Annotated in this window: 18 protein-coding genes and 1 other annotated feature; of the genes, 14 read left to right on the forward strand and 4 right to left on the reverse strand. The window is 58.2% G+C overall.

The genetic code is table 11. The features are described from left to right. Positions 1–1,010: 1,010 nt before the first annotated feature. The 3 genes from BN1189_RS00010 to BN1189_RS00020 all read left to right on the forward strand — a co-directional run bounded on the left by BN1189_RS00010 (position 1,011) and on the right by BN1189_RS00020 (position 4,544). A complete protein-coding gene (locus BN1189_RS00010) occupies positions 1,011–1,496 on the forward strand; it encodes a glutathione peroxidase (RefSeq protein ID WP_040224415.1) in 486 nt (161 codons plus the stop codon). Positions 1,497–1,590: 94 nt separating this feature from the next. Continuing rightward, positions 1,591–3,054, forward strand: a complete 1,464-nt coding sequence (gene guaB, locus BN1189_RS00015) for an IMP dehydrogenase (protein WP_040224416.1) — start codon at positions 1,591–1,593, stop codon at positions 3,052–3,054. 149 nt (positions 3,055–3,203) lie between these two features. After that, a complete protein-coding gene (locus BN1189_RS00020; RefSeq protein ID WP_179860868.1) occupies positions 3,204–4,544 on the forward strand; it encodes a serine hydrolase in 1,341 nt (446 codons plus the stop codon). 34 nt (positions 4,545–4,578) lie between these two features. On the opposite strand, the gene pdxR is transcribed toward BN1189_RS00020, so the two are convergent. Further along, the gene (gene pdxR / locus BN1189_RS00025) at positions 4,579–6,006 is read right to left on the reverse strand and encodes a MocR-like pyridoxine biosynthesis transcription factor PdxR (protein ID WP_040224419.1); all 1,428 of its coding nucleotides are present in this window, start codon (positions 6,004–6,006) and stop codon (positions 4,579–4,581) included. Positions 6,007–6,057: 51 nt separating this feature from the next. On the opposite strand from pdxR, the gene pdxS reads away from it, so the two are divergent. After that, on the forward strand, positions 6,058–6,966 hold the full coding sequence (gene pdxS / locus BN1189_RS00030) for a pyridoxal 5'-phosphate synthase lyase subunit PdxS (RefSeq protein WP_373604600.1): 909 nt from the start codon (positions 6,058–6,060) through the stop codon (positions 6,964–6,966). Between the two features lie 59 nt (positions 6,967–7,025). Continuing rightward, positions 7,026–7,243, forward strand: a binding site (T-box leader). 70 nt (positions 7,244–7,313) lie between these two features. Next, positions 7,314–8,594 (forward strand): serine--tRNA ligase, encoded by a 1,281-nt coding sequence (gene serS, locus BN1189_RS00035; RefSeq protein WP_040224421.1) that lies wholly within the window; start codon positions 7,314–7,316, stop codon positions 8,592–8,594. Between the two features lie 509 nt (positions 8,595–9,103). Here serS and tadA read toward each other — a convergent pair. Further along, positions 9,104–9,598 (reverse strand): tRNA adenosine(34) deaminase TadA, encoded by a 495-nt coding sequence (tadA, locus tag BN1189_RS00040; protein ID WP_040224449.1) that lies wholly within the window; start codon positions 9,596–9,598, stop codon positions 9,104–9,106. A 176-nt stretch (positions 9,599–9,774) separates the two neighbouring features. Between tadA and BN1189_RS00045 the strand changes: the two genes are divergently transcribed. From BN1189_RS00045 to BN1189_RS00055, 3 genes are all read left to right on the forward strand, one after another. Beyond that, positions 9,775–10,917 (forward strand): glycosyl hydrolase family 18 protein, encoded by a 1,143-nt coding sequence (locus BN1189_RS00045; protein ID WP_040224423.1) that lies wholly within the window; start codon positions 9,775–9,777, stop codon positions 10,915–10,917. Between the two features lie 103 nt (positions 10,918–11,020). Beyond that, a complete protein-coding gene (locus tag BN1189_RS00050) occupies positions 11,021–11,659 on the forward strand; it encodes a deoxynucleoside kinase (protein ID WP_040224426.1) in 639 nt (212 codons plus the stop codon). After that, positions 11,656–12,324 carry a deoxynucleoside kinase gene (locus BN1189_RS00055; RefSeq protein ID WP_040224429.1) on the forward strand — a complete coding sequence of 223 codons (669 nt, stop codon included), beginning with the start codon at positions 11,656–11,658 and terminating at the stop codon, positions 12,322–12,324. The genes BN1189_RS00050 and BN1189_RS00055 overlap by 4 nt, the downstream gene beginning before the upstream one ends. Positions 12,325–12,445: 121 nt before the next feature. On the opposite strand, the gene BN1189_RS00060 is transcribed toward BN1189_RS00055, so the two are convergent. Beyond that, on the reverse strand, positions 12,446–13,816 hold the full coding sequence (locus BN1189_RS00060; RefSeq protein ID WP_040224452.1) for an aspartate kinase: 1,371 nt from the start codon (positions 13,814–13,816) through the stop codon (positions 12,446–12,448). A 174-nt stretch (positions 13,817–13,990) separates the two neighbouring features. Between BN1189_RS00060 and thrC the strand changes: the two genes are divergently transcribed. The 4 genes from thrC to BN1189_RS16710 all read left to right on the forward strand — a co-directional run bounded on the left by thrC (position 13,991) and on the right by BN1189_RS16710 (position 16,440). After that, positions 13,991–15,067, forward strand: coding sequence for a threonine synthase (thrC, locus tag BN1189_RS00065; RefSeq protein WP_040224431.1), 1,077 nt, complete (start codon positions 13,991–13,993; stop codon positions 15,065–15,067). Then, positions 15,067–15,966, forward strand: a complete 900-nt coding sequence (thrB, locus tag BN1189_RS00070; RefSeq protein WP_040224433.1) for a homoserine kinase — start codon at positions 15,067–15,069, stop codon at positions 15,964–15,966. Before thrC ends, thrB begins: the two co-directional genes overlap by 1 nt. 63 nt (positions 15,967–16,029) lie before the next feature. Continuing rightward, complete coding sequence (locus BN1189_RS16705) at positions 16,030–16,251, forward strand: hypothetical protein (protein WP_373604601.1); 222 nt, start codon at positions 16,030–16,032, stop codon at positions 16,249–16,251. 3 nt (positions 16,252–16,254) lie between these two features. Beyond that, a complete protein-coding gene (locus tag BN1189_RS16710) occupies positions 16,255–16,440 on the forward strand; it encodes a hypothetical protein (RefSeq protein WP_373604603.1) in 186 nt (61 codons plus the stop codon). A 296-nt stretch (positions 16,441–16,736) separates the two neighbouring features. Here the strand turns inward: BN1189_RS16710 and BN1189_RS00080 are convergent, their stop codons facing one another. After that, positions 16,737–18,110: a CDP-glycerol glycerophosphotransferase family protein gene (locus tag BN1189_RS00080; protein WP_082194076.1), complete on the reverse strand. Its 1,374-nt coding sequence runs from the start codon at positions 18,108–18,110 to the stop codon at positions 16,737–16,739. A gap of 200 nt (positions 18,111–18,310) precedes the next feature. Here BN1189_RS00080 and BN1189_RS00085 point away from each other — a divergent pair, with 200 nt between their 5' ends. Both BN1189_RS00085 and BN1189_RS00090 read left to right on the forward strand, forming a co-directional pair. Further along, positions 18,311–19,522, forward strand: a complete 1,212-nt coding sequence (locus BN1189_RS00085; RefSeq protein WP_040224435.1) for a glycosyltransferase — start codon at positions 18,311–18,313, stop codon at positions 19,520–19,522. Then, positions 19,509–20,207, forward strand: coding sequence for an HAD family hydrolase (locus tag BN1189_RS00090; RefSeq protein ID WP_257125347.1), 699 nt, complete (start codon positions 19,509–19,511; stop codon positions 20,205–20,207). Before BN1189_RS00085 ends, BN1189_RS00090 begins: the two co-directional genes overlap by 14 nt. Positions 20,208–20,333 lie beyond the last annotated feature (126 nt).

Genomic DNA, 20,333 nt, shown 5'->3' on the forward strand with positions numbered 1-20,333 from the left:
CTCCTTTAGGAGGCGGTTTTTTTGTGTTCAATTTGAAAGGGGATATTTGAGGGGAGCAGGGGGCATCCACTTTGGCAATAGACCCCGCAAAATACTGAACGCAATCTTGAAACGTTGCGTATCTAGGCTGAAACGTTGTGTATCTAAGGTGAAACGTTGTGTATCTTGACTCAAGCGTTGTTGATCTGAGCCGAAACGTTAATTAGCTAAGCTGAAACGTTAATTTGCGGAGCTGAGATGTTAATTTGCGAAGCTGAGATGTTAATTTGCGGAGCTGAGATGTTAATTAGCTAAGCTGAGACGTTAATTAGCTAAGCCGAAACGTTAATTATCCAGGGATGCAGCTGCCGTCCTTCGTTACGGCGTTGGCAAAGCCGTCCGCAAGCGGGTGGATTCTTCGAGTGATGAAACTTGCACCCTATCATGGACACAATCAGTAACATCAACGTGGTATGCGGGACAATCCACCGGCTTCAGAGTTCCCGCATCTATGACACGCCTTTGAATTCATCAGTGCGCCTTCAGCAATTCACGATGAATAATTGCGCCTCTGAAATCTCTGAACGCGCCTCTGAAAAATCCTTGAAACGAAACGCGCCTTTGAACCACCTTCTCCCGCCTCTGAAACGCCGCAGCGCACCTTCGGAATCCCCAGAGTAAAAAACGCGCCTTTGAACCACCTTCTCCCGTCTCTGAAACGCCGCAGCGCGCCTTCGAAATCCCTAGAGTAAAAAACATGCCTTTGAACCACCTTCCCTCGCTTCTGAAATGTCTCCACACACTTACGAATCCAAACACCGCCCGTTTTTGAAACACCGCTGCGTGCCTTGCACCCTACAAAAGTCACTCTCCTGAAATTCCGCCAAACGGGCATACTAACGGTTGATATTCATCGCATTTCTTCCTCCTTGGCCCAATCCCAGTACTTTTCTTCATTCCGGCGGTCTTTTTCTTTGCGAACCAACGGGCTTCCCGGTACGGTAATAGAAAGGGAAGGGGCGTGTCGGAGTATGACAGATACCATCTATGAATTCAGCGCAACGAAAGCGCTGGGCGGCGAACAGTCTCTCGAGGACTTCAACGGGCAGGTTGTACTAATCGTCAATACCGCGAGCAAGTGCGGATTCACCCCCCAGTTTGAAGGGCTGCAAAAACTCTACGAGGAATTCAAGGACGACGGTTTCACGGTGCTCGGCTTCCCCTCGGATCAGTTCATGAACCAGGAATTCGGGGATATCCAGGAGACGCTGGACTTCTGCAAGGTGAATTACGGAGTGTCGTTCCCGATGTTTGCGAAAGTCGATGTGAAGGGGCCGGATGCCGTTCCGCTGTTCAAGTTCCTGACGACTGAAAAGAAGGGGCTGCTCGGAGGAGAGATCAAGTGGAACTTCACGAAGTTCCTCGTCGGCCGGGACGGCAGGCCGGTAGAGCGTTATGCGCCGCAGACGAAGCCGGAGAAAATCCGGGAAGATATCCGAAAACAACTAAAGGAATAATGAGAATACTTTTTCTTCAATCTGTTTCTTGACAGCCATTTTGCCCGTTGTTACTCTTAACAATAATATTCAGCGATATGGGGGCGGAATCAATATGTGGGAGACGAAGTTTGCCAAGGAAGGCCTGACATTTGATGATGTGTTGCTTGTGCCGGCTGCATCGGAAGTTTTGCCGAAGGAAGTGGACCTGTCTGTTCGTCTGACGGACAAGATCAAGCTCAATCTCCCGATCATCAGCGCGGGGATGGATACCGTCACTGAGGCGAAGATGGCAATCTCGATGGCTCGCCAGGGCGGCCTCGGGATCATCCATAAGAACATGAGCATCGAGGAGCAGGCCGAGCAGGTCGAGCAAGTGAAGCGCTCGGAGAACGGCGTCATCACGAATCCGTTCTACCTGACGCCTGACCACCAGGTATTCGACGCGGAGCATCTGATGGGCAAGTACCGGATTTCCGGCGTGCCGATCGTCGACAATGAAGAGGATCTGAAACTCGTCGGCATCATCACGAACCGGGACATGCGCTTCATTGAAGACTACTCCGGTCTCATCAAGGACTTCATGACGAAAGAGAACCTCGTGACGGCACCGGTCGGCACGACGCTCGACGAGGCCGAAAAGATGCTTCAGAAGTACAAAATCGAGAAGCTGCCGATCGTTGACGATGAAGGCATCTTGAAAGGCCTGATCACGATCAAGGACATCGAGAAGGTCATCGAGTTCCCGAATGCGGCGAAAGACTCGCACGGCCGTCTCCTCGTCGGCGCGGCCATCGGCGTCACGTCAGACACGATGGTGCGGCTCGAGCAGCTCGTGAAGGCGGAAGTGGACGTCGTGGTCATCGATACGGCGCACGGTCATTCCAAGGGCGTCCTGGAGACGGTGAAAGAGATCCGCGAGACTTATCCGGAACTCGACATCATCGCAGGCAACGTAGCCACTGCAGAAGGCGCCAGGGCCCTCTATGAAGCAGGCGCGGATGTCGTTAAAGTCGGCATCGGCCCGGGCTCCATCTGCACGACACGGGTTGTGGCCGGTGTCGGCGTTCCGCAGATCACGGCAGTCTATGATTGCGCATCGGAAGCGCGGAGCCGGGGCAAGGCGATCATCGCGGACGGCGGCATCAAGTACTCGGGTGATATCGTGAAGGCATTGGCGGCCGGCGGACATGTCGTCATGCTCGGCAGCCTCCTCGCCGGCACAACTGAAAGCCCGGGCGAGACGGAGATCTTCCAGGGACGCCGCTTCAAGGTATACCGCGGAATGGGTTCCGTCTCTGCGATGGAACACGGTTCGAAAGACCGCTATTTCCAGGAAGACGCGAAAAAGCTTGTTCCCGAAGGCATTGAAGGCCGTCTGGCTTACAAAGGGCCGCTTGCCGATACGATTCATCAGCTCGTCGGCGGCCTCCGATCCGGCATGGGCTATTGCGGGGCCAAGGACCTTCAGGCACTCCGCGAAGAAGCGCAATTCATCCGCATGACGGGAGCCGGCCTGCGGGAAAGCCATCCGCACGACGTCCAGATCACGAAGGAAGCACCTAACTATTCGATGTAAGCGGCCGCTGGGCCAATTCTCATGCCTTTCCTGCCCGAACCGGGAGGAAAGGCATTTTTTTGCCGGAACCCGGCGCGGTTTCACGCGTTCTATGATAAAATGGAGCGGTTGATAAACAGAGTTATTCGGAGGGAAAGAGTTTGAAAAAAATGTGGAAAAAGACGGCGATGATCCTGATGGTCTTGCCGGTTCTTATGATGACGCTGGCGGCAGCTCCTCATCAGATACAGGCAGCGGAAGAGCTCGGGTTGCATGTGGATGCCGCCATCCTGATCGATGCGGACAGCGGACAGATCTTGTATGAACAGAATGCCGACGCCCCGCTCGGCATCGCCAGCATGTCCAAGATGATGACGGAATATCTGCTGTTTGAGGCGATCAAGGAAGGCAAGGTTTCGTGGGACCAGGAATATACCGTGACCGATTACACGTATCAAGTGTCGCAGGATCGCCAGCTGAGCAACGTACCGCTCCGGCTCGGCGAAACATACACCATCCGGGAACTCTATGAGGCGCTCGCCATTTATTCGGCAAACGCCGCGACAATCGGCATCGCCGAGACGATCGCCGGGTCCGAGACAAAGTTTGTGCAGCTCATGAACGACAAAGCCGATGAACTCGGACTTGAGGGCTATACATTCGTCAACTCGACGGGCCTGAACAATGAACACCTTCACGGCATGCATCCGGAAGGGACGGGCGAGAAGGACGAGAACGTCATGCCGGCGAAGTCGGTGGCGCTCCTTGCCTATCGCCTGCTCGAGGATTATCCGGAAGTGCTGGAGACGACGAGCATTCCTTCGAAGATCTTCCGCGAAGGGACGGCGGATGCCATCAAGATGGACAACTGGAATTTCATGCTTCCGGGCTTCGTCTTCGAATATGAAGGCGTCGACGGGCTGAAGACCGGGACGACCGAATTTGCCGGCCATTCCTTCACGGGCACGGCCAAGCGCGGCGATACCCGGCTGATCGCGGTCGTCATGAAGGCGGTAGACAAGAACGGAAAGGGCTCGTACCAGGCACGCTTTGACGCGGCCCGCACGCTCTTCGACTATGGATTCAACCAATTTTCGAAGCAGGAGATCATCCCGGCCGGCCATCAGTTCAAGGGCCATGAGACCCTCCCTGTGAAGAAAGGCAAGGAAAAGACGGTGAAAATCGGCGTGGAGCAGCCGTTCAGCATGCTCGTGAAAACAACCGACAAGGATCAGTACGGCGTCAAATTCTCCCAGGATGACTCCAAGCTGAAAGACGGGGGCCTTGAGGCACCGGTCAAAAAAGGCACAGTCGTCGGCAAGGCGGACATCATCCGCAAAGACGGCGGCGACCTGTACGGCTTCGTGCAGGGCGGCGGGCTTGCGGCGGATGTCGTGACAACCGAGAAAGTCGAAAAGGCCGGCTGGTTCAAGCTCAGCCTCCAGGCGGTCGGTGACTTCTTCTCTGGCCTCTGGGGCAAATCCACTGACTTCGTCAAAGGATTGTTCTGATCCTCCGTAAAAACAAAAAGACGGAAAGGCATGCTCATGCCTCTCCGTCTTTTTCAATTTCCCAGCAGTCCATCAGTCTTCGGACGGCTTCCGGAATCCCGGTTGCCGGAACGCCCCCGAAGCCGAGGACGATTTCGGGATTCCCTTCCGGACGGGAGCGTACGACCGAATAGGAGCCGGCGGACTGTACCCGGATGCCGTCCTGCCCCGCAAGCTCCACGAGCTCTTCTTCCGTCCGGTCCGTCACAACAGCCAGGCGGAGATGCATTCCCGCCTGGCTGCCTTCAAAAGAGATCCGCCGGCTGTATTGACCGAGCGCCCCGGTGAGTGCCGTGTATTTTCTCCTGTACACCTTCCTCATCCGGTTCAGGTGACGGGAAAAGGCGCCGTCTCGCATGAAGCCGGCCAGGATTTGCTGGTCGAACCGGGGGACGGTCGAAGCGTAATGGGCAAACAGTTCCCGGTAGCGGGGGAGCAGCTGCCGGGGGAGCACCATGTAGGCGATCCGGAGCGACGGCATGAGCGACTTCGAGAAAGTGCTGATGTAAAGCACCCGGCCGTTCGGATCCATGCCTTGGAGGGCGGGCACCGGAATGCCGCCGTACCGGAACTCGCTGTCGTAGTCATCCTCGATCACATAGCGCCCGGGCTTTTCCGCCGCCCATGAGAGGAGCTGTGTCCGCCGGTGAGCCGACAGGACCGCTCCTGTCGGAAACTGGTGAGCCGGCGTGACGTAAGCCGCATCGGCTCCGGTCTCCCCGAGGAGCTCCACCCGGATCCCTTCGCCGTCGACCGGAACGGGAATGGCCCGCCGGTCGTTCTGCCGGAAAATGTGGTGGGTGAGCGGATAGCCCGGGTCTTCGATCGCATAGATGGTGTCGGCTCCGAGCAGCCGGATGACGAGCGGCATGAGCTGTTCGGTCCCCGAGCCGATGATGATCTGCTCCGGGGTGCAGCTCACTCCCCGCGAATGGTTCAGATAAAGCGCGATTTCCCTCCGTAGTTCCGCTTCGCCGTGCGGGTGGCCAAGGAGGAGAAGATCCGCGGACGACTCGTCGATAACCGACTTGGCCTGCTTACGCCACGCATCGAACGGAAACGATTCGGTATCAATCCGTCCCGGTGAAAAGTCGTACCGGAAGCCGTCTCCGGTTCGGGGGGCGGGCGCCGGCCCGGCGGCGGGGATCACAACCGGAAGGGCATAGGCGAGTTCGCCGACGTCCTGGACGAAAAAGCCGCTCCTCGGCCGGGAGCTGATATACCCCTCCGCCAGCAGCTGCCCATAGGCCAATTCAACCGTCGTGTTGCTGACGCCGAGCGTGTCTGCGAATTTCCGCTTGGACGGAAGCTTTGAGCCGACGGCGAGGGAGCCGTCGGTGATTTTCCTTCTGATTCCCTCGTAGATCTGGCCATAGATCGGACCGCCTCCCTCACGGTCAATCGGAACAATCAGCATGTCCATCTTCCTTTCCTGTCTGGCCCTTTCAGAATGTGCTGAACTGGTCATTTCAATATGGTCATCTTTCATTATACTGAAAAGTGGATCAACCCAACAGCGAAAGGACGGATGAATGAGATGAACTTTCAATACGGCGGCGTCATCATGGACGTCATCAATGCAGAGCAGGCAAGAATTGCGGAGGAAGCGGGCGCGGTCGCCGTCATGGCACTTGAGCGCGTTCCTTCGGACATCCGGAAGGCGGGCGGGGTTGCCCGCATGGCCGACCCCCGCATCATCGAAGAAGTGCAAGGCGCAGTCTCGATCCCGGTCATGGCGAAGGCCCGCATCGGCCATATTTCGGAGGCCCGCGTGCTGGAGGCGCTCGGCGTCGACTATATCGATGAGAGCGAAGTGCTGACGCCGGCGGACGAAGAGTTCCATCTGCTCAAAAGCACGTTCGATGTTCCGTTCGTCTGCGGTGCCCGGGATCTCGGGGAAGCGGCCCGCCGTCTCGGGGAAGGGGCGCAAATGCTGCGAACGAAAGGCGAGCCGGGAACCGGCAACATCGTCGAGGCTGTCCGTCACCTGCGCAAAGTGAACGCCCAGGTGAACCGGATCGTCAACATGAGCGAGGACGAGCTCATGGTGGAAGCACGCGACCTTCAGGCACCGTATGAAATCCTTCTCTCCATTCGGGAAAAGGGACGTCTTCCGGTGACGAACTATGCGGCCGGAGGAGTGGCGACGCCTGCCGACGCGGCGCTCATGATGGAACTCGGGGCGGACGGCGTATTCGTCGGCTCGGGGATCTTCAAGTCGGAGAATCCCGAGAAATTTGCCCGTGCAATCGTCCAGGCCACACAAAACTACAAGGACTATGCCCTGATCGGGGAACTGTCGAAGGACATCGGCAGCCCAATGAAGGGACTTGAAATCTCGGCACTCGCAGAAGCGGAGCTCATGAGCGCACGCGGCCGGTGACATTCCGGCCCCGGCTTGCCAATTCCCTCCCGGTGTAGTACAGTGATGTTAATTTCACAGTCGAGTCGATGAGGGGAAGCAGTAGCGGACCGCATCCTTTTCCAGAGAGCCGGCGGCAGGTGCGAGCCGGCAAGGATGCCCGTGAATCCGTCCCTGAGCAGCCGGGTTGAAACGCAGAGTAGGCCCGGCCGGCGGATGGGCCGTTATTCCATTTAAGCGGGCTGCGGGAAACTGCGGCCAATCTGGGTGGCAACGCGGGAAAGCTCTCGTCCCTTTTACAGGGGACGGGGGCTTTTTCTGTTTTCTGCCCCCTCATCGCACCGGCCGATCACGAGGAGGAGACACATATGCTGGATATCAAATACGTCCGCGCCCATTTCGATGAGGTGAAGGAGAAGCTGTCGAAAAGGGGGGAAGACCTGTCCGATTTCGAACGGTTCGGCGAACTGGACAGCCGCCGCCGGGAACTGATCGCCCGGGTCGAGGAACTGAAGGCCGAGCGCAACGCCGCATCCCAACAGATCGCCGAGATGAAGCGCAATAAGGAAAATGCCGACGAGGCGATCGCGAAGATGCGCGAAGTCGGCGACCAGATCAAGGAACTCGACGGAGAATTGCATGAGGTCGAGGAGAACCTGGAGTACATCATGATGCGCGTGCCGAACATCCCGCACGACAGCGTGCCCGTCGGCGACAGCGAAGACGACAATATCGAAATCCGAAAATGGGGAGAGGTGCCGGAGTTCGGCTTCGAGGCGAAGCCCCACTGGGAAATCGGGACCGGCCTCGGCATCCTCGACTTCGAGCGGGCCGCCAAGACGACCGGCAGCCGGTTCGTCTTCTACAGAGGGGCCGGCGCGAAGCTGGAACGCGCACTCGCGGCCTTCATGCTTGATCTTCACACAGAGGAGCACGGCTACGAAGAGATGCTCCCGCCGTTCCTCGTCAACCGGACGAGCCTGACCGGCACCGGACAGCTGCCGAAATTCGAAGAGGACGCCTTCCTGATCGAGGAAGAGGATTTCTTCCTCATCCCGACAGCGGAAGTGCCGGTGACGAACTTCCACCGCGATGAAATCCTCGACGGCAGCCGGCTGCCGGAGTCCTATGCAGCCTACAGCGCCTGCTTCCGCTCCGAGGCGGGGTCGGCCGGGCGCGACACGCGCGGGCTCATCCGCCAGCACCAGTTCAACAAAGTCGAGCTCGTTCATTTCGTGAAGCCGGAAGAATCATACGAGATGCTCGAGCAGCTGACTGGCCATGCCGAAAAAGTGTTGCAGCTGCTCGGTCTGCCGTACCGCGTCCTGAAAATGTGCACCGCCGACCTCGGCTTCACGGCCGCCAAAAAGTATGACATCGAAGTGTGGATCCCGACGCAGGGCGTTTACCGCGAAATCTCGTCATGCTCGAACTTCGAGGACTTCCAGGCCCGCCGCGCGAACATCCGCTTCCGCCGAGAGCAGGGCGCCAAGCCCGAATTCGTCCACACGCTCAACGGTAGCGGCCTCGCCATCGGCCGCACCGTCGCCGCCATCCTGGAGAACTACCAGCAGGAAGACGGCTCCGTGATCATTCCCGAAGCCCTCCGTCCGTACATGGGCGGCAAAGAAAAGATCAAAGCGAAATAATGAATAATAGAGTGAAAGTCCCGCCGTCTCTTAATCGAGGAGGCGGGGTTTTTTGATGGGGACGGGTTGATGCCCGGGGCGAAAGGGCCTGTAATGAGAGCGGGGAAATTTTGCAATTAGAGCGGTGGAATTGCAATTAGGATGAGAGATTTGCAATTAGAGCGATGGAATTGCAATTAGGATGAGAGATTTGCAATTAGAGCGGTGGATTTGCAATTAGAGTGAGGGACTTGCAATAAGACTCCTCTTTTTGAAATATGGAACACAGATTTACAACATGGAGTGCAGAATTACAATATAGAAGGCAAATTTGAAATACGGAACGCAGATTTACAATATGGAGCGCAGAATTACAATACAGAAGGCAAATCTGAAGTATGGAACGCAGATTTACAATACAGAATGCAGAATTACAACATAGAACGCAAATTCACAACAAGGCACGCAAATTCACAATATGGCTCGCTAAAAAATAGCCGGTCCCGCTCATGCGAAGGCCCGGCTGTCTTTTATTCCTCCAGTTCGCGTCTGGCCTGCTTTTCCGCTTTGCGCCGCGCCCGGATTTTACGGAAGAATTCCGTGAGCATAGCCCCGCATTCGTCACCGAGGACGCCTTCGGTGACGTCGCAGCGATGATTGAATCGCGGGTCGTCCAGCAGGCGGTAGAGCGAATCCACGCAGCCGGCCTTCGGGTCGCGGGCGCCATAGACGACCCGGGGGACGCGTGACTGGAGGATGGCGCCGGCACACATCGGGCACGGTTCGAGGGTGACGTAGAGAACCGTTTCCTCAAGCCGCCAGCTTCCGGTTTTCCGGCACGCCTCCCCGATCGCCATCAGTTCTGCGTGCGCGGTCGCCTGCTGATCCTGTTCGCGAAGGTTATGGGCGCGGGCGATCACTTCCCCGTTTTTCACGAGGACCGCTCCGATCGGCACTTCGCCGAGTGATTCGGCTTTGCGGGCCTCTTCGATCGCCATTGCCATGAAGCGGCGATCTTCTTCCATTGCCGGGTCTGTCTGTTCGTGGACCATGCCGTCCGCCACTTCCTTTCTGTCTTCTTCTTTCCTCCAGTTTACCATGTGCACCGTTCGGGGTGGACCGGCGCGACGCCGGAGTCGGCCAGGTCACGGATTTCCGCCCCGGTGCATAGGATGAACCGGATGGATTGAGGAGGAGTTCAATGATTCATGTGGTGAAACAGGGAGAGAGCCTGTTTACGATCGCCCGCCGGTACGGCACGAACACGGCGACGCTGGCATCGGTGAACGAGTTGCCGGATCCGGATGTGCTTGTCGTCGGCCAGGCGCTTTATATTCCGGGGACCCCGGACCCGAAACGGCGGGAAATCGAGACGAACGCGTATGTCGAGTGGTATTCGGCCAATCCGCCGGCCTCGCTCATGGAGGAGATCAGGAAGCGCGGCCCGTATCTGACGTACATGATGCCGTTTGCCTATGAAGTGAAGCGGGACGGATCGCTTGTCCGTTTTGACTGGGGCGAGGTGGGGGAGGCGGCTGCCAGGCAGGGGGTTGCCACAGCCATTGTTCTCGTGAATCTCGAGGAGGGCGGCTTCAGCGTCGAACTGGCGGAAGCCCTGTTCAACAGCGAGGCGGCACAGGACCGGCTCATCCGGGAAGTCGTCGCCCTCGCCAAGGAAAAAGGGGCAGAGGATGTCCATGTCGATTTTGAATACCTCGGCAAGGAAAACCGTGAGAAGTACACGGCCTTCCTCCGGAAACTGAAGGAAGGCATCGCTCCCCATGGGCTGACTCTGTCGGTTGCCCTGCCTCCGAAAACATCCGCGGAGCAGCCCGGGATGTGGTATGAAGGCCACGACTACGCGGCGATCGGAAAGATTGCGGACTTCGTCGTCGTCATGACGTACGAGTGGGGATACAGCGGAGGGCCGCCGATGGCCGTTTCGCCGATCGGGCCCGTGCGGGATGTGCTGGAATTCGCCGTCAGCGTCATCCCGCCGGAGAAGGTGCATATGGGACAGAACCTGTACGGATACGACTGGACGCTCCCGTTCAAGCCCGGCAACCCGCCGGCACGCACGCTCAGCCCGCAGGCCGCCATTGCGCTGGCGCGGGAGAGGAATGCGGCCATCCAGTACGACGAAAAGGCGCAGGCCCCGTTCTTTCATTACTGGAAAGACGGAAAAGAGCATGTCGTCTGGTTCGAGGATGCGCGGTCGATCAAGGCGAAATTCGAACTGCTGAAGGAACTGGACCTGAGAGGCATCTCATACTGGCACTTGGCGTTCCCGTTCCCGCAGAACTGGCGGATCCTGTCGGAAATGTTCCACGTGAAAAAATTATAGGCCGGTTTCCATCTTCTTCAGAAGGTGGATCCCGGCTATTTTTCATTCTCTCCCTGTGCTAAAATGAAGTGTCGAAACAGCAAGCGAAAGGGAGGAAATCCGGATGCACGTTCCGTTCATCGCGGTCGAAGGGCCGATCGGCGTCGGCAAGACGTCATTGGCAGGCGAAATCGCGGAAACGTTCCGATTCCGGCTGCTCAAGGAGATCGTGGATGAGAATCCGTTCCTTGGTAAATTCTATGAAGACATTGACGAATGGAGCTTCCAGACCGAAATGTTCTTTCTGTGCAACCGGTACAAGCAGCTCGGCGACGTCAAGAAGGCCATGCATCAACAACAGGAGCCGGTCGTCGCGGACTATCATATATTCAAAAACCTGATCTTTGCCAAACGGAGCCTGCAACCGGGCGACTATGCAAAGTACGAGCAGATCTACAGCATCCTGACCGCGGATATGCCGATGCCGAATGTCATCGTCTATCTCCACGCGGGGCTCGATACGCTCATGAGCCGCATCGCCATGCGCGGGCGTGAGTTCGAAAAGAACATGGACCCGGCATACATCGCCCGGCTGTCCGCGGACTACGAAGAATTCATCGGCCGGTTCGAAGCCGCCCACCCGGATATCCCGGTGCTCCGCTTCAGCGGCGACCGGTATGACTTTGTCCAAAACGGCGGGGACCGGGAAGAAATCCTGAAAGAAATCAGCCGGGTCATCGGAAAAGAGGCATTCAGCAAATGAACCTACGTGAAAAGTACAATATCCCGAAACATGCGGTGATCACGGTCGCCGGCACGGTCGGCGTCGGCAAGTCGACGATGACAAAGGCGCTTGCAGATACGCTCGGCTTCCGGACCTCGTTCGAAAAAGTCGACACGAACCCGTACCTGGACCGGTTTTACGAGGACTTCGAAAAGTGGAGTTTCCATCTGCAGATCTACTTCCTCGCCGAGCGGTTCAAGGAACAAAAGCGGATGTTCGAATACGGCGGCGGATTCATCCAAGACCGGTCGATCTACGAAGACACCGGCATTTTCGCCCGGATGCACTACGAGAAGGGGACGATGGACCCGGTCGATTACCGCACATACACGGAACTGTTCGAAGCGATGGTCATGACCCCGTACTTCCCGCATCCGGACCTGCTGATCTACCTCGAAGGCTCGTTCGACCGGATTCTTGAGAGGATCCACGAGCGGGGGCGTCCGATGGAGCAGTCGACCCCGGTCGAATACTGGGAAGAAATGCATGAGCGCTATACGCGCTGGATCGACTCGTTCAACGCATGCCCGGTGCTCCGCCTCGACATCAAAGACTACGACCTGCTCACTGAACCGGGCGCAATCGAAGACGTCGTCGAACGGATGGGCCATTTTATGAAACAGGCCGACCTGCTCGGAAAGTAAACACTGCCATTCGAAGAGCCCGGAATCCGTCCGGCTCTCCCGATCATCGCATCCCGCCCGAAAAGACAAAAACACCCCTCCGGATCAGTCCGGCGGGGTGTTTTTCTGTGTGCCCGTCCTTTCAAAAGGAGGGAACGGCACTCGGGACGAAAAATTCGCTGTAGACGGCGCGCAGGGCTTTTTCCTCATCCGCCTTTTGGACGCCGAAGACGATGCTCACTTCGGAGGAGCCCTGGTTGATCATCTCGATGTTCGTCCCGGATCCGGCAAGGGCCATGGCGGCACGGGCGGCGAGCCCTTTTGTGTGGCGCATCGCTTCGCCGACGAGGACGATCATCGAGTAGTCGGAGCGGATGTGGGCATGGTCGACTTTCAGTTCACCGTAGCACCGGCGGAGGATGCGCTCCTCCTTCTCGGGCGTCAGGAATTTGTTCCGGATGATGACCGACATATTGTCGATCCCCGAAGGCGTGTGTTCGAATGAAATCTGTTCGTCCTCCAGGATGCCGAGCAGCCGGCGGCCGAACCCGATTTCCCGGTTCATGAGGTATTTGTCGACGAACAGCGTGCTGAAGCCGCTGTCCGCAGCAATTCCGATGACCGGCTGAGTCTTGCAGTTGCGTTCCTTCACGATAAGCGTGCCCGGCGCGGACGGGTTGTTCGTATTCTTGATGTTGACGGGCACCGACTTCAAGAAAGCCGGCATAAGCGCCTCGTCGTGAAGGACGTTGAACCCGTTGTAGGCAAGCTCCCGCATCTCCCGGTAGGTCATCTTCCCGATCAGGGCCGGCCGCTCGACGACCGTCGGATTGGCGGCGAAGACCCCGTCGACGTCCGTGAAGTTCTCATACAGGTCCGCGTCCGTCGCAGCGGCGAGGATCGCCCCGGTGATGTCGGAGCCGCCGCGGCCGAATGTGCAGAGGACGCCGTCTTTCGTGTATCCGAAAAAGCCCGGGAAGACGATGACGCGCGGTTCTTCCTTGAGACGGGCGAGGCGCTCATAGCAGACCGGGTCCGCCATGCCGTCTCCGGCGGGCCCTTCGACGACGAGCCCCGCGCTCTTCGGCGACACGTACACGGCCTCGGTGCCGATCTGGTTGAGATAAGCGGCGACCAGCCGGGCGTTGTTGTCTTCCCCTGCCGCTTTCATGAGATCCATGAACCGGCCCGCGTGCGGGCGGTCGGCATCGAGCCGGGCTAGAAGATCCTGTTCGACGGAGTCCGCAAACCCGCCGTCCAGCCCAAGCTCTTCCGCAATAGAGCGAAACCGTCCGACGACTTCCCCGAGAGACGGGTCCGTGTCTTTTCCGTCAAGCGCGGCGTCCGCAAGCCGGATCAGCAGGTCGGTCACTTTCCGGTCTTCCGGATGCCGCTTCCCCGGCGCCGAAACGACGGCGATCCGCCGGGTGCGATCGGATGAGATGAGGCCCGCCACTTTCATGATCTGCTGTGCCGACGCAACAGAAGTACCACCGAACTTGCACACTTTCATCTCATCAGATCCCATCTGTTTTGATTTATTTCCCCTTAAGCTGTTCATCAAATGTGAATTGTCCTAAAATATAAAGGAGCGGGGTTGTTTCTGTCAACCCCGGAGTCTATAATGTATTTGTGGAAAGTACAAATGTTTCTTCATAGTGTACATACATCCGGAGGTGTCGTCAACATGGAAAACGAAACGACTGCAAAGCGCTGGAAAGGCCTGATCGAGGAATACCGGGAGTGGCTGCCGGTGACGGAGGATACGCCGTCGCTCACGCTTCACGAAGGGAATACTCCCCTGATCCGGCTGGATACCCTTTCCCGTCTCTGGGATATCGACCTGTACGTGAAGACGGAGGGGACGAACCCGACCGGCTCGTTCAAGGACCGCGGCATGGTCATGGCCGTCGCTAAGGCGAAAGAGGAGGGGAAATCCGCCCTGATCTGCGCGTCGACGGGCAACACATCGGCCTCCGCCGCGGCATACGGCGCACGGGCGGGCATGCGGACAGTCGTTGTCATTCCGGAAGGACGGATCGCCCTCGGCAAATTGGCCCAGGCGAAGATGTACGGGGCGGAGATCCTGGCGATCGAGGGGAACTTCGACGAGGCGCTCCGCATGGTCCGGGAAACGGCGGGGGATGACATCGCCCTCGTGAACTCGGTGAACCCGTACCGGCTCGAAGGCCAGAAGACGATCGCCTTTGAAGCGATCGAGCAGCTCGGAAAAGTGCCCGATGTGTTCGCGCTCCCGGTCGGCAACGCGGGGAATATATCAGCGGCCTGGAAAGGGTTCAAGGAATACTCGGAAAAGCGGGGCACCGACCGTCCGCAGCTTCTCGGCGTCCAGGCGGAAGGGGCTGCGCCGATCGTGAACGGGGAGCCGGTCCAAAATCCCGAAACCGTTGCGACCGCCATCCGGATCGGAAACCCGGCAAGCTGGCAGCTCGCAGAAGCCGCGCTCGCCGAATCAAACGGAAACATCCTGGCGGTGAGTGATGAAGAAATCCTCGACGCATACAAGCTTCTCGCCGAAACGGAAGGCGTCTTTGCCGAGCCGGCATCCTGCGCGACCATCGCCGGGATCCGAAAACAGCTCGAGGAAGGCGGTCTGAAGCGCGGCTCGACAATCGTCGGCGTGCTCACCGGAAACGGTTTGAAAGACCCGGACACCGCCATCTTGGTCAATGAAGGCCAGGCGCCGATCACGCAGGAGGAATTCGAGACGTTCATCGGCGGGCTGAGCCCGGAGGTCCGGTGATGAAGCCGCGTGCGTTCTCGGTCCGGGTGCCGGCGACGACGGCCAACCTCGGACCCGGCTTTGATTGTGCCGCACTTGCGCTTTCGCTCTACATGGAAGTGGAGGCGGTCCCGTCAAAAAGATGGGAAGTGGCGTACCAAGGCGAGGAGTACGCCGGGCTTGAGAGCGGTGAAGACAATCTGATCGTCCGAACCGTCAAGGAGACGGCGGCCCTGCACGGACAGACGGCTCCCCCTTGCCGTCTGTCCGTAAAAACAGAGATCCCGCTCGGCAAGGGGCTCGGCAGCAGTGCCACCGCCGTTGCCGCCGGAGTGGAGATCGCTGACCGCCTGCTCGGCCTCGGCCTATCCTTAAAAGAGAAGGTGCAGATCGGCAGCGGGATCGAAGGGCATGCCGACAATGTCGTGGCGGCGCTCATGGGCGGGGCCACATTCTCCCATTACCGGGACGGCCGCGTGCAGACCGTCCACATTCCTGACCCCCGGATCAGCGGCATTGTCCTCGTGCCGGACAACCCGTTTTCGACCGAAGAGTCCCGGGGTCTCCTGCCCGGATCGATCAGCCACAGGGAGGCGGTCGCGGGAGGAAGTGCATCCGGTGTCCTCGCCGCGGCGTTCGCGGTCGGCGACTGGGAGACGGCGGGACGCATGATGGAGGAAGACGTCTTCCATGAGCCGTACCGGAGCGGCCTGTTTCCGGACTTCGGACGCATCCGGTCGTTTAGCCGGTCGGCCGGCGCGTTCGGCACGGCGGTGAGCGGAGCGGGTCCGTCCATATTCATCCTCACCGCGCCGGGAACCGAAGAAGCGATGGCAGGCCGCCTGGAAGAACAATTCCCATCCTACCGCCCGATCGCCGTCCGGGCCTCATCGGAAGGGGCGGCGGCCGTCGCCGTTTAAGGAGGATTTGATTTGCTGAGAAGTCCGTTTTTCCTTCAGCAACAGAGAAAGGGGAAGAACGGAATGACGATCGAATACCGCACGGACACCGGGGGAATCACCCCCGATATGCTGGAAGGATTCTTTGTCGGCTGGCCGGACACGCCGGGATGCGGAACGCATCTGCGGCTCCTCCGGCAGAGCAGCCACGTGGTCCTTGCCGTGGATTCGGACAGAAGACAGGTCGCCGGATTTATCACTGCGGTGAGCGACGGCGTGCTGTCTGCCTACATCCCGCTGCTTTAAGTCCTGCCGGAGCGGCAGGGTGAAGGCGTCGGGCGGGAACTTGTCGAGCGGATGCTCAAACAGCTCGGAAACCTATATATGATCGATCTTTGCTGCGATGACGGACTCGTTCCGTTTTATGAACAGCTGGGCATGCACCGGGTGAACGGCATGGTTCTCCGGAACTATGAACGCCAGTCGGGAAATTAATCAACAGAAAAAGCCCGGCACCTTGGAGAGACCGCTGCGAAAGGCTATCAAGCGTCATCTCCGCCGTGCGGTATGCTCGATAAAAGCAACGTTTTCGCGGATAAAGATAACGCTCGCTCCGATAAAAGCAACGCTTTGCCCAAACCAAAAAAGACGAGAATGCAGCCGGTTGCCGGGCGCATTCTCGTCTTTTTTTACGTGTTTTCAGAAGTGGTCTCCGCTTTTTCATAGCTGCCGGTTCTAAACGGGCGGCCTGCAGCATAAACTATCTTGTTGGGCACGGGGAGGCGGGGGCTTCACTCTGCGTCGCTTCTTACCCCGGTCGGGGGCTCGCTGTAAGCGCCCCTGAGCAGCCGCCCTTCGCTCTTCTTCTGTCCAGCTGCGGGCGGCAGGGGCTCGGGGTCATAAGCCGTTCCGCTCCACGGGGCGGGCCCCGCTCCGCAAACCGGCTTATGCCTGTCGCCCCTGAGCAGCCGCCCTTCGCTCTTCTGCATGGCGGGAATGGGACCGATGACTTTGTCGGCAAGCCGCCGGCAGTTTTCATTGTCAAAGTATCCGAAGTAGTACGATGCTTTCGGGTACCAGGGGTTCGTGTTGGCGCCGGCGGTAATCCGGTCAAGGAGATCCCGGACTTCTTCTGCGGTCTTGGCCTTGTAGCCGTACAGGTCCCCGTCGAGGTCCAGGTAAGTGCCGCGTTTTTCCTCAATTGTTTTCTGGTCGAACATATAGAAGATGATCGGCTTGTTTTGATAGAGGAAGTCCCAGGAGACGCTTGAATAGTCGGTCAGCAGCATGTCGGCTTCGATGACCTGGTCCTTGACCGAGATTTCGTCAAAGCTGACAAACCGGACCTGGCCGGAGCCGGGCAGAGAACGGAAGATGGGTTCGAACCGCTTCATGAACGGATGGAGGGCCACTTTTACATTGAGCCGGCGTTCCTCGATGAGCCGGCGGATTCCCGGGTCCTCCAGCAGGCCGACAGTCCGCCTGAACAGATCGCTTTCCATGAATTCTTCGTCCGACAGCCCGAACAGCCACTCCCGCCAAGTCATCATGACGAGGATGTTCTTCACTTCGGGAGCCGGGCTGTCCGGCTCGAGCCGATCAAAGCGGGCCATGCCGGTCGTGATCAGCTTCTCTCCGGGGAATTTCCAGCCGTTCAGCTTGATGTCCCGCTCATATTCCGATGCACAGTTGAAATAGTCGGTCCTGCGGAGAAGGGCGACATCTTCGGGCTGGATGAGGATCTTCTTGAATCCCTCGATGCCGTGGCTGATATGGGTCATGACGGTTTTTTTGTTGTGGTGGATATGCTTGTCGATCCCCGGGGCGAGATCGTAAAGGATGGAGTGGCCGTGGAAGGTATAGTCGGCCCTGAAAAAAAGCAGGTAGTTCCGGAAGCTTCCGAGGGGAACGGCATCCGTGATCGACTCGTTCTTCACGTAGTCGGTGTTCGGGTCATACATCCAGTATGTTTTCAGATCCGGGCGCTCCCGCCTCAGATATGTATGAAAGACGGATGCATTGTCCTCGTATTTCTCTCCGAGGTTTCCGCCGACGAGGACGATCGGCTTTCCGGAGGGGGGGAGGACCTTGGCGGCCATTCTTGCTGCGGCCACCTTGAGGGCGACCAGCGCAGGCTCATACCATTTGATTTTCTTTAATCCCATAAACTCCCGCCTTTCTTGCTTTGCTTGTTTTCTCTCTTCTCTCTATCTTAACTCAATACCCGATTTTTCGAAAACTATGCCATTTATTGTTTGAATATTAATCAACAGGGTATATATGAGTAATAAACTGCGTTTTTTCGGTAGTTGTCTTCATTACAGGCAGATATGAAATGAGATTATGGAAAGGGGTTGTTGTCTGAATGTGCAAAAAAGTATTGTTCATCTCAGACCATGGGGATCCGCTCGCAAAATTGGGCGGAAAGCAGTCGGGCGGCCAGAATAACTACGTCAAGCAACTGGCGTGTTCCCTTGCGGAAAGGGGACTGGAAGTGGACGTCGTCACCCACTGGAGCGATGAGGAGACACCGAGGATCGAGCCTTTCGGCGGATCCTGCAGGGTCATCCGGATCGCCGCCGGGCGAAAAGGGTACGTGCCGAAATCCGAAATCCTGCATCTCCTGCCTGCTTTCCGGCGTGAAATGAATGCCGTGCTGTCGCTTGGGGACTATGACGTCATCCATACCCATTACTGGATGTCCGGTCTGCTCGGTCTGGCACTCAAGCAAGAGCTCGGCATCCCGCTCATCCATACATCCCACTCCCTCGGTATTGCAAAGGCGGAGGCGACCGGACAGCGTGAAGAGGAACGGATGTCGGCGGAACGCCGGATCCTTTCGGCCGCTGACCGGGTGATCGCCACGACTCCGACCGAGAAAGAAATGATCCTTGAATTCGCGGGGGATCGGTCAAGCATCTCCGTCATCCCGATCGGGGTTGATGAAGCTTTCGAAGAAGCACCGCTGCAGTCGCGGACCGGCAGCCCGCTGTTCGTGTATGCAGGCCGCTTCGAACAGACGAAGGGCATCCTGACCCTGCTTCGGGCATTCAAGATTTTCATGAGACGAGGAATGGACGCCCACCTGATTCTTGCGGGAGGAGCGGAAGACGACATTGAACCGAAATCCGGACTGCCCGTCCAGTCGAAGCTGCGCCAGGCGGTTGCCGGCATCGAAGATCATGTGACGTTCCGCGGCCCGCTTTCGCAGGAGGAGCTGGCTTCACTGTTCTCGAAGGCGACGGCGGTCGTCGTCCCGTCCTATTACGAATCGTTCGGCATGGTCGCCGCGGAGGCGCAGGCATGCGGAACGCCGGTCATCGCGTCGGAAGTCGGCGGACTCCAGGACGTCGTCCAAGACGGCCGGACAGGCTTCCTCGTGTCGGCGAGGAACCCGGCAGAACTGTCACGGTCGCTCAGGCGGCTCGCCGAAGACCCGCAGATGGCGGAGCAGCTCGGAATGCAGGCGGCGAAGCGGGCTCGCAAAATTTTCAGCTGGCCGTCTGTGGCGGAATCCATCCATGACGTATACGAGGTGTTGCACGGTGCGGAAGATCCGGCGTTTGTTGGCGACTGATCTCGACGGAACGTTCGTCGGGGATGAAGACGGGCTGCGAGAGCTTCTCCGTCATTACGATTCACTGCAGGAGCCGGTAGCGCTCGTCTACGTCACCGGCCGGCACAGGAAGTCGGCGGACGGGCTGATCCGTGAAGAAGGACTCCCGGCTCCGGATATCCTCATCACCGACGTCGGGACAGCCGTATTCACCGGTCCTGGACTCGAGGAAGACGAAGTTTGGAAAGAGAAGATGTCGGGCGGATGGCGTCCGGACGCCGTGGCGGAAGCGGCACGCGGCATCCCCGGCCTGAGCCGCCAAGATCTGCCCGACGATCGGCGTGTTTCGTTTTATTCCGACGGCCCGGCGCCTGCGGAGGCGCTGCATGAGCGGCTGAGCGGGGAATCGATCCCCCACACGTTCATCTTCAGCTCGGGCCGTGATGTCGACATCCTGCCTGAGGGCGGCGGGAAGGGCGAGGCTCTCCGATACGTGCTCGGGCAGTACGTGGAGGCCGGGGCAGAGATCCTGGTCGCCGGAGACTCGGGCAACGACCGGGATATGCTCCTGATCGGCCATCCCGCGGTCATCGTTTCGAATGCACAGCCGGAACTTGCGGAGATTGCTGCCCGGGAAGGCCTCTTCCGGGCAACCCGCCCGTGTGCCGGCGGCATTCTCGAAGCCTGGCGCCATTTTTACGGGTAAGAGAAGACAATGAAAAAGCAGCCTGCATATTGGATGCAGGCTGCTTCATTTGTATATGAGTTTCGGGTCTTTTAAATTTTCAATCAAGCAAGTCTGAGAAAAAATCGCTGCCGGTGCGGTGCAACG

Origin of the sequence: Bhargavaea cecembensis, assembly GCF_000826125.2 — a bacterium.
In the GTDB taxonomy this organism is placed as follows: Bacteria; Bacillota; Bacilli; order Bacillales_A; family Planococcaceae; genus Bhargavaea; species Bhargavaea cecembensis_B.

Bases quoted from the DNA above. Each gene is read 5' to 3' on its own strand.
- BN1189_RS00010 (WP_040224415.1), top strand. From the start codon at position 1,011: ATGACAGATACCATCTATGAATTCAGCGCAACGAAAGCGCTGGGCGGC.
- guaB (WP_040224416.1), top strand. From the start codon at position 1,591: ATGTGGGAGACGAAGTTTGCCAAGGAAGGCCTGACATTTGATGATGTG.
- BN1189_RS00020 (WP_179860868.1), top strand. From the start codon at position 3,204: ATGTGGAAAAAGACGGCGATGATCCTGATGGTCTTGCCGGTTCTTATG.
- pdxR (WP_040224419.1), bottom strand. From the start codon at position 6,006: ATGGACATGCTGATTGTTCCGATTGACCGTGAGGGAGGCGGTCCGATC.
- pdxS (WP_373604600.1), top strand. From the start codon at position 6,058: ATGGTCATCTTTCATTATACTGAAAAGTGGATCAACCCAACAGCGAAA.
- serS (WP_040224421.1), top strand. From the start codon at position 7,314: ATGCTGGATATCAAATACGTCCGCGCCCATTTCGATGAGGTGAAGGAG.
- tadA (WP_040224449.1), bottom strand. From the start codon at position 9,598: ATGGAAGAAGATCGCCGCTTCATGGCAATGGCGATCGAAGAGGCCCGC.
- BN1189_RS00045 (WP_040224423.1), top strand. From the start codon at position 9,775: ATGATTCATGTGGTGAAACAGGGAGAGAGCCTGTTTACGATCGCCCGC.
- BN1189_RS00050 (WP_040224426.1), top strand. From the start codon at position 11,021: ATGCACGTTCCGTTCATCGCGGTCGAAGGGCCGATCGGCGTCGGCAAG.
- BN1189_RS00055 (WP_040224429.1), top strand. From the start codon at position 11,656: ATGAACCTACGTGAAAAGTACAATATCCCGAAACATGCGGTGATCACG.
- BN1189_RS00060 (WP_040224452.1), bottom strand. From the start codon at position 13,816: ATGAAAGTGTGCAAGTTCGGTGGTACTTCTGTTGCGTCGGCACAGCAG.
- thrC (WP_040224431.1), top strand. From the start codon at position 13,991: ATGGAAAACGAAACGACTGCAAAGCGCTGGAAAGGCCTGATCGAGGAA.
- thrB (WP_040224433.1), top strand. From the start codon at position 15,067: ATGAAGCCGCGTGCGTTCTCGGTCCGGGTGCCGGCGACGACGGCCAAC.
- BN1189_RS16705 (WP_373604601.1), top strand. From the start codon at position 16,030: ATGACGATCGAATACCGCACGGACACCGGGGGAATCACCCCCGATATG.
- BN1189_RS00080 (WP_082194076.1), bottom strand. From the start codon at position 18,110: ATGGGATTAAAGAAAATCAAATGGTATGAGCCTGCGCTGGTCGCCCTC.
- BN1189_RS00085 (WP_040224435.1), top strand. From the start codon at position 18,311: ATGTGCAAAAAAGTATTGTTCATCTCAGACCATGGGGATCCGCTCGCA.